The organism is Stutzerimonas kunmingensis (genome assembly GCF_900114065.1).
In the GTDB taxonomy this organism is placed as follows: domain Bacteria; phylum Pseudomonadota; class Gammaproteobacteria; order Pseudomonadales; family Pseudomonadaceae; genus Stutzerimonas; species Stutzerimonas kunmingensis.
Genome location: NZ_FORS01000002.1, coordinates 64,073 through 79,233, shown reverse-complemented (window position 1 = coordinate 79,233; position 15,161 = coordinate 64,073). Strand labels below are relative to the sequence as shown.

The window sequence follows — 15,161 nt, the reverse complement described above, 5'->3', positions numbered from 1 at the left end:
ACAAGCGTTCGTGCCCGACCTGCTTGCGCAGGCCGGGCACGGCATCCTGATGAGTTGATCTAGAGCGCCGCGAGACCGCGAGCCAGATCGGCCTTGAGGTCAGCGACATCTTCCAGCCCCACCGCTACCCGAATCAGACTGTCCGAAATGCCTGCGGTCGCGCGATCCTCGGCGGACAGCCGACCATGAGTGGTCGAGCCAGGATGGGTAATGGTGGTCTTGCTATCGCCCAAATTGGCCGTAATCGAGATCAGTCGAGTCGCATCGATGAAGCGCCAGGCGGCCTCCTTGCCTCCAGCAACCTCGAAGCTCACCACCGCACCGAAACCCTTCTGCTGACGCTTGGCCAGCTCGTGCTGTGGATGGCTGGACAAACCCGCATAGTAGACGCGCTGGATACCGGGCTGCTGCTCGAGCCATTCGGCAAGCTCCTGAGCGCTGGCACAGTGCGCCTGCATGCGCAGCCGCAACGTTTCCAATCCCTTGAGGAAGACCCAGGCATTGAACGGACTGAGCGTCGGGCCGGCGGTACGCAGAAATCCGACCAGTTCCTTCATCTGCTCGCTGCGACCTGCAATCACACCGCCCAGGCAACGGCCCTGGCCATCGATGTACTTGGTCGCGGAATGAATGACGATATCGGCACCCAGTGCCAGCGGCTGCTGCAATACCGGTGTGCAGAAGCAGTTGTCGACGGCCAACATCGCGCCCTTGGCGTGGCAAAGCTGCGCCAGTGCGGTAATGTCCACCAACTCTGCCAAGGGATTGGATGGCGATTCGACGAACACCAGCCTGGTGTTCTCCTTGAACGCGGACTCCCAGGCGGCAAAATCGGTGAGCGGCACATAGTCGACCTGCACACCGAAACGCTTGAAGTACTTCTCGAACAAGGAAACGGTGGCGCCGAATACGCTGCGCGAGACCAGCACGTGATCGCCTGCCGAGCACAGGCTCATCACGGTGGCGAGGATGGCCGCCATGCCGGATGCCGTGGCGACCGCCTGCTCTGCGCCCTCGAGCGCCGCCATACGCTCTTCGAACGCACGGACGGTGGGATTGGTGTAACGCGAATAGACATTGCCCGGCACGTCACCGGCGAAGCGCGCCGCAGCATCGGCGGCACTGCGAAACACGTAACTGGAAGTGAAGAACAGCGGCTCACCGTGTTCGGCTTCCGGTGTGCGCCGTTGTCCGGCGCGTACCGCGAGCGTATCGAGCCCGACGCCTTGAAGATCGCTGTCCAGCCGTCCGGCATCCCATTCAGTCGTCATAGCTCTTACCTCGGCCGCGGGCAGCCGAGGCTGCCACGCCGGCATGAATCAGTTGTTGTAGAGATCGATGATGGCGCTGACCGCGTTCGTCTTAACCTTGCTCAGATCATTGCGTGCCTGCTCGATCTTGTGCAGATAGGCTTCGTCGATATCACCGGTGATGTAATTGCCGTCGAAAACTGCACAGTCAAAGTTGTCGATCTTGACTTTGCCGCCACCAACGGCGTCGACGAGGTCTTCCAGATCCTGGTAGATCAGCCAATCGGCACCGATCAGCTCGGCGACCTCTTCGGTGGTGCGGTTGTGCGCGATCAACTCGTGGGCACTGGGCATGTCGATGCCATACACGTTCGGATAGCGGACCGCCGGCGCAGCGGAACAGAAGTAGACGTTCTTCGCCCCTGCCTCGCGCGCCATCTGAATGATCTGCTTACACGTGGTGCCGCGCACGATGGAGTCATCCACCAGCATCACGTTCTTGCCACGGAACTCGAGATCGATGGCATTGAGCTTCTGCCGTACCGATTTCTTCCGCGCGGCCTGGCCGGGCATGATGAAAGTACGACCGATGTAGCGGTTCTTGACGAAGCCTTCGCGGAACTTCACACCGAGGCGATTGGCCAGCTCCAGCGCAGCGGTACGGCTGGTGTCGGGAATCGGGATGACCACGTCGATATCGTGCTCTGGACGCTCGCGCAGGATCTTGTCCGCCAGCTTCTCACCCATGCGCAGCCGAGCCTTGTAAACCGAGACACCATCCATCAGGGAGTCGGAACGCGCCAGGTAAACGTACTCGAAGATGCAGGGTGCGAGTTTCGGCGCATCCGCGCACTGGCGCGTGAAGAGCTTGCCGTCAGCCGTGATGTAAACCGCTTCGCCCGGCGCCAGGTCGCGAATCAGGGTAAAGCCGAGCACGTCGAGCGATACGCTTTCGGAGGCGATCATGTACTCGACGCCTTCGTCGGTATGGCGCTGGCCGAACACGATCGGGCGAATAGCATTGGGGTCGCGGAAGCCGACGATGCCGTAACCGGTGACCATCGCCACTACCGCGTAGCCACCGCGGCAGCGCTCGTGAACCTTGCTCACTGCGGCGAAGACGTCCTCCTCGGTCGGCTGCAGCTTGCCGCGCACGGCAAGTTCGTGAGCGAACACGTTGAGCAGCACTTCCGAGTCGGAGCTGGTATTCACATGGCGCAGATCCGACTCGTAGATCTCCTTGGTCAGCTGATCGACATTGGTCAGGTTGCCGTTGTGCGCCAGGGTAATGCCGTAAGGCGAGTTGACGTAGAACGGCTGTGCCTCGGCGGAACTGGAGCTCCCCGCGGTGGGGTAACGGATGTGGCCGATCCCCATGTTGCCGACCAGGCGCTGCATATGGCGCTGCTGAAAGACGTCGCGTACCAGGCCGTTATCCTTGCGCAGAAACAGCCGGCCGTCATGGCTCGTGACGATACCGGCTGCATCCTGGCCGCGGTGCTGCAGTACGGTAAGCGCGTCATACAGCGCCTGATTGACGTTCGACTTACCGACGATGCCGACAATGCCACACATGCAAGGAACCTCTCAGTTATTACAGGCAGACCGGATACGACGGCAGGCCGAGCATCCGTAGAAAAAGGGACTCAACCGGGCGGGTTGAGTGATCCGGCGAACCACTGGCCGCTGAACCCTAGAATGAGGTTCTTCGACCAGTCGGCGATCAGGAGAAAGTGCGGCAACAACGTCGACTCGCGCCACCAGAGGTCCTGCTCGACCGGAGCCAGGCTCAGCAACCCTGCAAGCACCACCACCAATAGACCACCCCGTGCCGCACCAAACACCATGCCGAGAAAGCGATCGGTGCCGGACAACCCCGTCACTCTGATCAGCTCGCCGATCAGAAAATTAACCAGTGCTCCTACCAGCAAGGTAGCCACGAACAGCAACGCGCAGGCTGCGATGACTTGCGCCGAGGGCGTGCTGATGTATTCCGCGAGATGGTGGGACAACGCACCACCAAACATCCATGCGACCACACCGGCAACGATCCAGGTAACCAGCGAAAGCGCTTCTTTCACGAAACCACGCTTCAAGCTGATCAGGCTCGATACTGCAATGACGGCGATGATGGCCCAATCGACCCAGGTGAATGCCACGATGTCTTCTGCAATGGGGAAAAGGCGGCGCATTTTAGCAGAGCAGGAGCGCCAGGAATACGCGCTGACTACCCGGCGGCAACTCCGCAGCCGGGGCCTGTCGTCAGTACCCCGGCCAGCGCTTCAACGATTCAGCTTCCTTCCGGCTTGAAACGAACGACGAAGCCATCGAGTTTCTGCTGGCGCTGCAACACATCGCGAAGCCGATTCGCTTCGCTGCGCTCCACCAGCGGTCCGACGAAGACGCGATTCATACCATCCGCAGTGCGGATGTAGGCGTTGTAGCCCTGCGAACGCAAGGTCTGCTGCAGGCTTTCGGCGCTGGCGCGATTGGACAGGCTGGCGAGTTGGATCGACCAGCTGACCGGCAGGTTGTCGTTATCGAGCCGTGGCTCGACTTTCGCCGCCTGCGGTTGTTCCACCGGCGGCTGCGCAGCTGGCGCAGGCTCGCTCGGAGCGACCGGCTCGATCGGCTCGATCGGCTCCGAAGCCTGCTCACCGACGGGTGATGCCGCTTCTGCCTCGGCACCTTCCTCGATGACCTCGAATCCTTCGGGCTCCGACGCTGGCTCTGGCACTTCGACCTCCTGCATCTCGATTTCAGCCGGTGCCGGTGCAGCAGGGATGGTGGGCGCATCGACGGTGACGTGGCGCAGATCGTCCTCACGATTGAACAGCATGGGCACGAATATGACCGCCAGAGCAATCAACACCAGAGCGCCAACCATACGCTGCAGCAATCTCTTATCCAGCATCGCCATTCAACTCTCCCCCGCCCGTTGTTCCAGCCAGTCAAGCGCCGCCGCCACGCAGTAGAACGATCCGAAAACCACTACTTCATCATCGGCTTTGGCCTTCGCGCATTGAGCATCGAGCGCCTGCTCGAAGCTCGCATACTGACTGACCGACGCGCCCCGCTCAAGCAGCGCTGCAGCCAATTGTGTAGCTGATTGCGTTCGCGGCGTAAGCAGTGGAGCGACGGCCCAATCAGCGATGCAGGAGGACATCGCTTCGAGCACACCGTTGAGATCCTTATCCGCCAGCAGACCAAAAACAGCCAAGCGACGACCATCTACTGGCCGCTGCTCAAGGCGTTGCGCGAGGTAGCTTGCAGCATGAGGATTATGTCCAACGTCCAGCAGCAGCGAGATCTCGCGGCCGCGCCAGCTGATCTGCCGACTATCGAGGCGCCCTACAACGCGTGTCCGCTGAAGCGCCGCGGACAACGCCGCCGGCTCCCATGGCAAGGCAAGCGTGGCATAGGCTTGCAGGGCAAGTGCAGCGTTCTCCATCGGCAATGACAGCAGCGGCAGGTCATGCAGCTCCAACGGCTCGCCGCCAGGCCCGACGCCCCGCCAATGCCAGGAGTGGGGATCAAGCGCCAGGTCGAAATCTCTTCCGCGCAGAAACAGCGGTGATTTCAGGGACTCCGCGTGCTCAAGCAATGGCCCCGGAACATCCAGATCGCCACAAAGCGCGGGGACTCCGTCGCGCATGATCCCGGCCTTTTCATACGCAACGCTGTCGCGGGTATCACCCAGCCAATCAGCATGATCGAGTCCGATATTGGTGATCACCGCCAGATCCGCGTCAATGACGTTGACGGCATCGAGACGGCCACCAAGACCGACTTCCAGTACCACGGCGTCGAGCCCGCTCTGCTCGAACAGCCAGAAGGCTGCAAGTGTGCCCATTTCGAAATAGGTCAGCGAAACCTTGCCTCGCGCCGCCTCCACCGCGGAAAAAGCCTGGCAAAGCTGGTCATCGCTGGCCTGGTGCCCGTCGAACTGAACGCGCTCGTTGTAACGCAGAAGATGCGGCGAGCTGTAGCTACCGACCTTGTACCCCTGACTGCTCAACAGAGCAGCGATGAACGCGCAGGTAGAGCCTTTGCCATTCGTACCCGTGACGGTAATCACCAGCGGAGCCGGCCGTGTCAGGCCGAGCCGCCCCACCACCGCTCGGACCCTGTCCAGGCCCATGTCTATGGCAGTGGGATGCAGCTGCTCGAGATAGGCGAGCCAGTCGGCCAGACTCCGACCGGTCATGCAGTAGCCGTGACCTGGGCGGGTTCCACCGGGCTTGGCAATTTCTGCATCTGGGCCAGCAAGCGCGACAAGCGAGTACGCAGTTCGGAGCGATGAATGATCAGATCGACAGCACCATGGTCCAGCAGGAACTCGCTGCGCTGGAAGCCTTCCGGCAGTTTTTCTCGTACGGTCTGCTCGATCACTCGCGGGCCGGCGAAGCCGATCAATGCCTTGGGCTCGGCGACGATCACATCACCAAGCATCGCCAGACTCGCAGACACACCACCGTAGACCGGATCGGTCAGTACGGAGATAAACGGCAGGCCCTCTTCACGCATGCGGGCCAGCACGGCGGAAGTCTTTGCCATCTGCATCAGGGAGATCAGAGCCTCCTGCATCCGGGCACCGCCTGACGCGGAGAAGCACACCAGCGGGCAACGCTTTTCAAGAGCAACATTGGCGGCCCGCACGAAACGCTCGCCAACGATTGCTCCCATGGAGCCACCCATGAACGAGAATTCGAATGCACAAGCCACGACCGGGATGTTGACGACCTTTCCGCTCATTGCGATCAGCGCATCTTTCTCGCCGGTCTGCTTCTGTGCTGCAGAGAGGCGATCCTTGTACTTCTTGCTATCACGGAACTTCAGGCGGTCGACCGGCTCCAGCTCGGCAGCGATCTCTTCGCGGCCCTCGGCATCGAGGAAGATATCGAGCCGGCTACGGGCATCGATGCGCATGTGATGCTGGCACTTGGGGCAAACATCGAGCGTCTTTTCCAGCTCAGGGCGGTATAGAACCGCCTCGCAAGAGGGGCACTTGTGCCAAAGGCCTTCGGGGACCGAGCTCTTTTGCGTCTCCGACCGCATGATCGAAGGGATCAGTTTGTCTACCAGCCAGTTGCTCATGCTCTTGTTCTCCAAAGCTTCAGTCCCGAGCGCACTCGCGCTGCAGGCAGATTCATTGTTGCGACCACGCGTATCAGGCGCTCTTGGTCGCGTGAGCGATGCGCCTATCGGCGCAGCCGCGAAACTCCGACTCCTTCAGGCAAGGAATCACGCTACTGGTCTCACCAGCGACTCGTTACTGGACGGCAAAGGCTGCCCAGGCGTCACATAGCCGCTCGAACCCGACCGACAAAGGCCATCACCTTGGAAGCATCCTTGACGCCCTTGCTCGCCTCCACCCCGCCGCTGACATCCACTGCATACGGACGAACCTGGGCAATGGCTTGCTGAACGTTCTCGGCGGTCAGCCCACCTGCCAGAATCAGCGGCTTGGCCAGCGCTGCTGGGATCAGCGACCAATCGAAGCGTTCGCCCGTCCCACCCGGCACGCCCGCGACGAAAGTATCCAAAAGGATGCCGCTGGCATTTGCATAACGCGCGACCTCAGCCTCGATATCCTCGCCGTTCCCTACCCGTAGCGCCTTGAACCACGGCCGATGAAACCCCTCGCACTGCGCCGGTGTTTCATCGCCGTGAAACTGCAGCATGTCCAACGGAACGGCGTCGAGTATCTCGTTGATCTCGCAGCGGCTGGCGTTGACGAACAGACCTACCGTCGTGACAAACGGTGGCAATGCCGCGACGATCTCACGTGCCTGCCGCACATCGACGGCACGCGGACTCTTGGCATAGAAAACCAGGCCGATGGCATCGGCGCCCGCCTTGGCTGCTGTCAAGGCGTCGTCGACGCGAGTGATCCCGCATATTTTGCTGCGAACGACTGACAACGGATGCTACCTGCCAAAAAGGAAACCGGATGGTAACAAAAGACCTGCCACCTGCAAGCGAATAGGCAAAACGGCTCCTGCCTAATTCATTAGCGACGAACATCCGGCAAACCCGACAGGAAGTGCGGACCGAGATAGCGCTTCGGCAGCTCGAACTCTTCGGGATAATCGACTTCGATGAGATAGAGCCCGTACGGGTGCGCTGTCACTCCGCCCGTTCGGCGCACACGAGACTCCAGCACTTGCGCAGCCCATTCCACTGGCCGCTCACCCGCACCAATGGTCATCAGAACGCCAGCGAAGTTGCGAACCATATGATGCAGAAAGGCATTGGCCCGAACATCTATGACGATCAGCCGGCCGTGCTCCAGCAGCTCCAGGTGATGAATGGTTTTGATCGGCGACTTGGCCTGACACTGCCTGGCCCGGAAGGCACTGAAATCATGTGTTCCCACGAACGCCGTCGCAGCGGCACGCATACGCTCGATATCGAGTGGGCGATGGTTCCAGGTAACCTCTTCGGCCATGTGCGCCGGCCGTATCTGATCGTTGTAGATCACATAGCGATAACGGCGAGCCATCGCGCTGAAGCGCGCATCGAAATGACGCGGCATCTCCTTCGCCCAGGTGACGCTGATGTCGGATGGCAGGTTCATGTTCGCGCCCATCACCCATGCGTGCATGGTTCGCGAGACCGGCGTGTCGAAGTGCACGACCTGCCCGCTGGCATGGACCAACGCGTCTGTGCGACCTGCACAGCTCAGCGTGACGGAGTGACCACCCGCCACTTTGGTCAACGCGGTTTCGAGTGATTCCTGAATGGATGGCACACCGGCGCGCTGACGCTGAAATCCGCGATAGCGCGATCCCTTGTATTCGACGCCAAGCGCGATCCTGGAAACGCCGACGGCAGCCATTTCGGCTGCCGCTTGGGGTACTGCTTGGGTCATGATCAGGCTAGTTTGGCGAGCATCTCTCGCGCCTCTTGCTGCTGGACATCGCTACCCTCGGAAATCACTTCATCCAGGATGTCGCGTGCACCTTCAGCGTCGCCCATGTCGATATAGGCTCTGGCGAGATCCAGCTTGGTGGTAGTTTCGTCGGTGTCGGAGAAGAAATCGAAGTCGTCCTCCCCACCGCCGTCGGCGTCAGTCGTAGCCAAGTTGTCAGCAGGAGCAGTGGCCGGCCCCTCCAGTTCCTTGGACAGATCATCCAGATCAGCCTCCACCTCGTTCAGCTTGTCGGCAAAGGTTTCCGGTTGCGCCTCAAACTCGGGCTCATCCAGCGAAATATCGAACCCTTCGGGCAAATCGTCGCTCGGATTCGCTACAGACTCCGACAGTTCGAAATCGAGATCATCACTTTCAAACGCGGCAGGACCTTCAACCGGCACCTCGTCGAGATTGAGCGAAAACTCTGTGGGGGCTTGCTCCGTTCCTTTGTCGCTGTCCAGATCGAACGAGAAATCGGAAAGATCGTCCTGCTCGGCCTCTTGCGCAGACTTATCTTCTGCGAGATCGAAGGAGAAATCGCTGGCTGCAGGCGAGGCCTCACGCTCGGTAACCGGCTCATCCAGCGTCAGGTCGTCGAAATCCAAAGAGTCGTGCGCAGGTGCAGCCGGACGCTCCTCGTTCAGATCGATGTCCAGGTCATCCAGGCTGAGGTCGAATGCATCGTCCAGATCTTGCCCTGCCGCCGGCGCGGTCGGCTCGTCGAACTGCAGATCATCAAGGTCGAGGCTGTCCATGTCCATATGAGTGGCGGCGACAGCTGCCGAGCCGCCGATCGCCGCGGCCATGGCGGGATACTTGTACTTCAGCTGCTCGACTTCGGTGGTAGCGCCGCCGATTTCACGTAGCTCAGCTTCTTCACGGGCGAAGCCATCGCGATTGCCAAGCTCCGCATACACTTCCATCAGCTTCAGCCGCAGATCGCTCCGCTGAGGCTCGTCATTAAGGGCGTTTTGTAGCAGTTCTGCAGCCTGATTGAAGCGGCCGTAAGCGATGTAGATGTCCGCCTCGGCCAATGCATCACCTGTAGTGGAAGTCAGCTCATCCGACGCAGCCGGAGCGTCGGCATGGAAGGAAGTCGGTTCAAGTTGATGCTCCTGTCCCAAATCAACGTACGCTGGCGATTCCACTCGCAGATCGTCGACCGTGTCATCCGCCATCAGACTTTCGTGCAGCTCCGCTTCTTTCATCGCATTGCGGCGCGAAAGAGCCATCAGACCCAGCAGTAACAGCAACAGGGCACTACCGCCGACGACACCGAGCAGCAAAGTGTTGGACAGCAGATCGTCAATCAGACTCTTGGGCTCAGGCTCAACAACAGGTGCGACCGGTTTCGCTGGACTGGCTGGCTTTGCAGCAGGCTTGGACGCCGCAGACTGCTCGGCCGGTGCCGGAGCTACGACTGGAGCAGGTTCCTGCCGGGTATCAACAGCAGAATCAGCCTGGGTGTCACCGTCAACGCGGGCCGGCTCTTGCGTGCTACCTTCAGCTGCCTGGGGCTCTGTTTTTGCGGCAGCAGGCTGGCTGGCGTTGGCGTCCAGCGCCGGGGCCTGGCCTTCGGCACCGACCTGGGCCTGCAGCTTGGCAAGCTGGTCATCCTTGAGCTGCATAAGCCGTTGCAGCTTTTCCAGCTGCCCCTGGAGATCATTCAGACGATCCTTGAGGTCGTCGTTCTCACGACGGCTGGAGTCCAGACTCTCCTGGGTTACCGCCAGCTTGTCACGCAAGGCCTGGCCGCCTTCGGCGGACCCGGTGTCGGAGCCGGCAGTTTCCTTGCCTGCATCAGCCGCCACCAGGCGGAGGCTGTCACGAGACTCGCTACGCGACGGTGCTGCTCCAGCTTCAGTACGACGGGTCGCGTCCAGCTGGCGAGCGCCTGCAACCGCGCCACCACTACCCTGACGCCATGCCGCGTTCTGCTCCGCGACCTGAGCGATCGCTTCGGCCTGAGAGCGAGTCGATATCTGCTCGGCATCCGGCAGACGAAGTACCTGCCCGCTCTTCATCCGGTTGATATTGCCGCCGATGAAAGCATCAGGATTGAGGTCCTGAATCGCCAGCATCGCCTGATGAACCGTTCCATTGCGACGATTGCGCTCCGCGATCTCCCAGAGAGTATCGCGCGCGGAAGTCTTGTATTCGCTACCACCGCTCTGCGGGGCACTTACTGGCTGAACTGGGGTCGAGCGCGTTGTAGACGGACGAGCTGGAGCAGTACGCACGGGCTCTACGGCCCGAGACGGAGCGGAAATGGGCAACTGCGGTGCTGCGGCCGCTGCGGTTTCCGGCGAATAGAGTGGCGGATCGAGCAGCAGGGTGTACTCACGGAGCAGGCGCCCACTGGGCCAGAGCACCTCTACGAGAAAATTGAGATAGGGTTCGCGTACCGGCTTGCTGGACGAAACCTGAATGACGCTCTTTCCGTTCGGACGCAGTACTGGAGTGAATTTCAGGTCCGTCAGAAAGTACTGGCGATCAATACCGGCGCGATTGAATTCTTCGAGCGAGGCCAATACCGGGATCACCTCCCCGGGCGCCAGGCTGTTTGCATCCAGCAGCTCGATTTCCGCGATCAGCGGTTGATTCAATGACGACTGAAGCGTGACCTCTCCCAACCCAAGCGCGTGGGCCATTTCTGTAGTCAGCGCGGTAGCAGCCGCGATTGCCAGCACCAGATTGCGAACCCGAACCATTATTTAATCCCTTGTTTATCTTTTTCTCGAACTACGAGAGGGTCTTATGTCACTGCCCGCGCCACCTGGCGGTGGCTCCCCATCAGCGATAAGCCGTTCAGCGCATCGGCTAGAAATATTCTTCGAATTACCAGTAAGTATCTTTTACAGATAGTCTTTTATCAACAACTCACCAGACTGCACAGCGTTTAGTGCCGCGCCTTTTCGCACGTTATCAGACACAATCCACAAATTGACTTCCCATGGATCACAGATGCCTCTGCGAAGTCTTCCAACATAGATCGCTTCCTGCCCGACTGCGTCACCAACCGCTGTCGGATAGTCGTCCGACTCCACCAGCTCAACCCCTTGCGCCGCGTCGAGAGCCGCAGACAGCGCTGGCATATCGGCCTCGACGCCACCCTGCAACGAGACGATGAGGCTCTCTCCGAAGAACACCGGAGCTTGAACGAACGTAACAGAGACGGCGAGTTCAGGCATATCCAGGAGCTGACGAAGCTCTTCAACCAGACGCCGTTCCTGCGCTCCATATCCTTGCGCGTCGACCGCCTCGGCTTGTGCGAGCATATTGAAAGCCATCTGCCGGCCGAATATTCGGGGCTCCAAAGGTCGCGCATTGAGCAATTCAGATGTCTGCCGGGCAAGCTCCTTCACACCTGCCGAGCCACGGCTGGACACTGGCAGACAGGCCGTAACAGTCACGCGATGCAAATCCAGCTGTTGCCGGATCGGCTTCAATGCAATGGCCAGGACGACCGCTTCAGGCAGTGGACTGGCAACGGCGTGCCGCTCGGGCAACGAATCGAGCAGCACACCGTTAACCTCTGGCACCACGCACAGCTGCTGCTTGACGGGAATCGTGCCTGACAGATCGACGATTCGGCAGCCTGCCGCTACTGCCTTGACGTGACACTCGCTCACCAATTCCGAAGCACCGACCAGAAACACCAGCTGCGCCCGATTGAAGTCGAAGCGATCCGCCTCGCCAACACGCAAATTCCTTCCCTTGAACGGCACCGTGTGCCCGGCACCCTCGCTGTCGTCCAACAGATGCAACTCTGAAACGGGAAACGCACGCTCCTCGAGCACCTCGACAAGCGCTTCGCCTACCAGGCTGACCGCACCTACGACCGCAACACCGACACCTGTGGCCATCGTCACCTCCACGCACTAAGGACCGGCACTGTAGCGAAATGGCAGACCACTGCAACCAGCGCCGCCGAGCGGCACATCGCATAAACGAAAACGCCGCGAACAAGTCGCGGCGTCTGGCACTTCATCGAGAGCGCATCAACGCTCCAGCAGGATACGCAACATGCGCCGCAGCGGCTCCGCGGCGCCCCACAGCAGCTGGTCGCCCACGGTGAACGCGCCCAGGTAGTGCGACCCCATGTTGAGCTTGCGCAGACGGCCGACCGGCACGCTTAGCGTTCCGGTGACTGCGGCCGGACTCAGCTCCTGCATGCTGGCATCACGATGATTCGGCACCAGCTTGACCCAGGGATTGTGCTGGCTGATCAGCCCTTCGATATCGGAGATCGGCACATCCTTGTTCAGCTTGATGGTCAGCGCCTGGCTGTGGCAGCGCATGGCACCCACGCGCACGCAGATGCCGTCAACCGGGATCGGACTCTTGAATCGACCAAGGATCTTGTTGGTCTCAGCCTGCGCCTTCCACTCTTCGCGGCTCTGTCCATTCGGCAACTCCTTGTCGATGTAAGGAATCAGGCTGCCGGCCAGCGGCACGCCGAAATTGTCGACCGGGAATGCTTCGTTGCGCTGGGTTTCAGCCACCTTACGGTCGATATCCAGGATCGCGCTGGCGGGATTGGCCAGGTCATCGGCCACGGCCGCATTGATTGCACCCATCTGCTTGATCAGTTCGCGCATGTTCTGCGCGCCGGCGCCGGAGGCTGCCTGATAGGTCATCGCGCTCATCCACTCGACCAGACCGGCTTCGAACAGACCGCCAAGGCCCATCAGCGCCAGGCTGACGGTGCAGTTGCCGCCGATGTAGTTCTTGGTGCCGGCATCCAGTTGCTGGTCGATCACGCGACGGTTCACCGGATCGAGCACGATCACCGCATCGTCCTGCATACGCAGCGAGGACGCTGCGTCGATCCAGTAGCCCTGCCAGCCGGCTTCACGCAGCTTCGGGAAGACTTCATTGGTGTAGTCGCCACCCTGGCAGGTCAGGATCACGTCGAGGCCTTTCAGCTCGTCGATGCTGTAGGCGTCCTTCAGCGCAGCGGTTTCCTTGCCAATATCGGGGCCCTGGCCGCCGACATTGGAAGTGGTGAAGAACACAGGCTCGATCAGGTCGAAATCCCGCTCTTCCAGCATCCGCTGCATGAGCACGGAACCGACCATACCGCGCCAACCGATCAGACCTACACGTTTCATCGCAACTACACCTATAGAAAAAGTGGCCCGCGCAGATTAAGGCGGGCCAGAAGATTACAACTTCGCGAGGGCCGCGACTACTGCATCGCCCATCGCCTGAGTACCGACCTTGGTACAGCCTTCCGACCAGATATCACCGGTACGCAGGCCCTGATCGAGCACATCACTCACCGCCTGCTCGATGGCATCGGCTGCCGCTACCTGATTGAAGCTGTAACGCAGCATCATCGAAACGGACAGGATGGTCGCCAACGGATTGGCGATGCCCTGGCCAGCGATATCTGGCGCTGAACCGTGGCATGGCTCGTACATGCCCTTGTTGCCCGCATCCAGCGAGGCGGACGGCAGCATGCCAATGGAGCCGGTCAGCATCGATGCCTCGTCGGAGAGGATGTCGCCAAACATGTTGTCGGTGACGATCACGTCGAACTGCTTCGGTGCGCGCACCAGCTGCATTGCCGCATTGTCGACGTACATGTGGCTCAGCTCGATCTCGGGATAGTCCTTGGCCACTTCCTCGACCACAGCACGCCACAGCTGACTGGACGCCAGCACGTTGGCCTTGTCCACCGAACAGAGCTTCTTGTTGCGCACCATCGCCATGTCGAAGCCGACCTTGGCGATGCGACGGATTTCGCTTTCACTGTACGGCAGCGTGTCGTACGCCATGCGCTCACCGTTCTCCAGCACCTTGTTTTCGCGCGGCTTGCCGAAATAGATGCCGCCGGTCAACTCGCGAACGATGAGGATATCCAGACCGGCCACGATCTCAGGCTTCAGCGACGACGCATCGGCCAGTTGCGGGTAGAGCAGTGCCGGACGCAGGTTACCGAACAGCCCCAGCTCGGCGCGAATCTTCAGCAGACCGCGCTCGGGACGAATGGCTGGATCGATCTTGTCCCACTTCGGGCCTCCCACCGCGCCAAGCAGAATGGCATCGGCAGCACGTGCACGCGCAAGGGTTTCGTCGGCCAGCGGCACGCCATATTTGTCGACCGCTGCGCCACCCAACTCGTCATAGCTCAGCTCGAAGTCCAGCTGGAACTTGTCATTGGCCAGCTGCAGAACCTTGACCGCCTCGGCCATGATCTCCGGACCGATACCATCACCGGGCAGAACCAGAATCTGTTTACTCATCACATTCCTCGATTTTCACTTGGGTGGACGCCGTTGTGTTCATCCACCGAAACCCTGCAAGTGGATGGATGACGCATCATCCACCCTGCCCTTATCTCACTTGATGGCGCCGAACAGCCATGGCTGGCTCTGCTGGTGACGGGTCTCGAACGCCTTGATCGCGTCCGCGTCTTGCAGCGTCAGGCCGATATCGTCGAGGCCGTTGAGCAGGCAGTGCTTGCGGAAGGCATCGACTTCAAAGTCGTACTGCTTGCCGTCCGGGCGTGTCACGACCTGCGCAGCGAGGTCCACGGTCAGCTGGTAGCCTTCGTTGGCTTCGGCCTGTGCGAACAGCTCATCGACTTCCTCTTCCTTCAGCACGATCGGCAGCAGGCCGTTCTTGAAGCTGTTGTTGTAGAAAATGTCGGCAAAGCTCGGCGCGATGATCGTACGGAAACCGTACTCCTCCAGGGCCCACGGCGCGTGCTCGCGGGAGGAGCCGCAGCCGAAGTTCTCACGCGCCAGCAGCACGCTGGCGCCCTGGTAGCGCGGGAAGTTCAGCACGAAGTCCTTGTTCACCGGACGCTGCGAGCAATCCTGATTCGGCTGACCGACGTCCAGGTAGCGCCACTCATCGAACAGATTAGGGCCAAAGCCGGTGCGCTTGATGGACTTGAGAAACTGCTTCGGAATGATCTGATCGGTATCGACGTTGGCACGATCCAGCGGACAGACCAGGCCGGTGTGTTGGGTAAAGGCTTTCAT

Annotated in this window: 13 protein-coding genes; all 13 read right to left on the bottom strand. The window is 60.4% G+C overall.

The genetic code is table 11. The annotated features are described in order from the left end of the window. Positions 1 to 59: 59 nt before the first annotated feature. Positions 60 to 1,271 carry an O-succinylhomoserine sulfhydrylase gene (locus tag BM275_RS04880; protein WP_090519635.1) on the bottom strand — a complete coding sequence of 404 codons (1,212 nt, stop codon included), beginning with the start codon at positions 1,269 to 1,271 and terminating at the stop codon, positions 60 to 62. 48 nt (positions 1,272 to 1,319) lie between these two features. Further along, positions 1,320 to 2,825 carry an amidophosphoribosyltransferase gene (purF, locus tag BM275_RS04875; RefSeq protein WP_041014211.1) on the bottom strand — a complete coding sequence of 502 codons (1,506 nt, stop codon included), beginning with the start codon at positions 2,823 to 2,825 and terminating at the stop codon, positions 1,320 to 1,322. Between the two features lie 71 nt (positions 2,826 to 2,896). Beyond that, positions 2,897 to 3,442 (bottom strand): CvpA family protein, encoded by a 546-nt coding sequence (locus BM275_RS04870; protein WP_014820548.1) that lies wholly within the window; start codon positions 3,440 to 3,442, stop codon positions 2,897 to 2,899. A 98-nt stretch (positions 3,443 to 3,540) separates the two neighbouring features. Further along, positions 3,541 to 4,170, bottom strand: coding sequence for an SPOR domain-containing protein (locus BM275_RS04865; protein ID WP_090519632.1), 630 nt, complete (start codon positions 4,168 to 4,170; stop codon positions 3,541 to 3,543). After that, positions 4,171 to 5,457, bottom strand: coding sequence for a bifunctional tetrahydrofolate synthase/dihydrofolate synthase (gene folC / locus BM275_RS04860; RefSeq protein WP_090519629.1), 1,287 nt, complete (start codon positions 5,455 to 5,457; stop codon positions 4,171 to 4,173). Next, positions 5,454 to 6,347, bottom strand: a complete 894-nt coding sequence (gene accD, locus BM275_RS04855) for an acetyl-CoA carboxylase, carboxyltransferase subunit beta (protein WP_090519626.1) — start codon at positions 6,345 to 6,347, stop codon at positions 5,454 to 5,456. The genes folC and accD overlap by 4 nt, the downstream gene beginning before the upstream one ends. A 203-nt stretch (positions 6,348 to 6,550) precedes the next feature. Further along, entirely contained in the window at positions 6,551 to 7,174 is a 624-nt protein-coding gene (locus BM275_RS04850; protein ID WP_090519624.1) for a phosphoribosylanthranilate isomerase, read from the bottom strand. A gap of 89 nt (positions 7,175 to 7,263) precedes the next feature. Then, on the bottom strand, positions 7,264 to 8,124 hold the full coding sequence (gene truA, locus BM275_RS04845; protein ID WP_090519621.1) for a tRNA pseudouridine(38-40) synthase TruA: 861 nt from the start codon (positions 8,122 to 8,124) through the stop codon (positions 7,264 to 7,266). A 2-nt stretch (positions 8,125 to 8,126) separates the two neighbouring features. Further along, the gene (locus BM275_RS04840) at positions 8,127 to 10,877 is read right to left on the bottom strand and encodes a motility hub landmark protein FimV (protein ID WP_090519618.1); all 2,751 of its coding nucleotides are present in this window, start codon (positions 10,875 to 10,877) and stop codon (positions 8,127 to 8,129) included. 144 nt (positions 10,878 to 11,021) lie between these two features. Beyond that, positions 11,022 to 12,032, bottom strand: coding sequence for an aspartate-semialdehyde dehydrogenase (locus tag BM275_RS04835; RefSeq protein WP_090519616.1), 1,011 nt, complete (start codon positions 12,030 to 12,032; stop codon positions 11,022 to 11,024). Positions 12,033 to 12,167: 135 nt separating this feature from the next. Beyond that, positions 12,168 to 13,280, bottom strand: coding sequence for an aspartate-semialdehyde dehydrogenase (gene asd / locus BM275_RS04830; protein WP_090519614.1), 1,113 nt, complete (start codon positions 13,278 to 13,280; stop codon positions 12,168 to 12,170). A gap of 54 nt (positions 13,281 to 13,334) precedes the next feature. Next, positions 13,335 to 14,417, bottom strand: a complete 1,083-nt coding sequence (gene leuB, locus BM275_RS04825; RefSeq protein WP_090519612.1) for a 3-isopropylmalate dehydrogenase — start codon at positions 14,415 to 14,417, stop codon at positions 13,335 to 13,337. Positions 14,418 to 14,513: 96 nt separating this feature from the next. Further along, positions 14,514 to 15,161: a 3-isopropylmalate dehydratase small subunit gene (leuD, locus tag BM275_RS04820; protein WP_003301356.1), complete on the bottom strand. Its 648-nt coding sequence runs from the start codon at positions 15,159 to 15,161 to the stop codon at positions 14,514 to 14,516.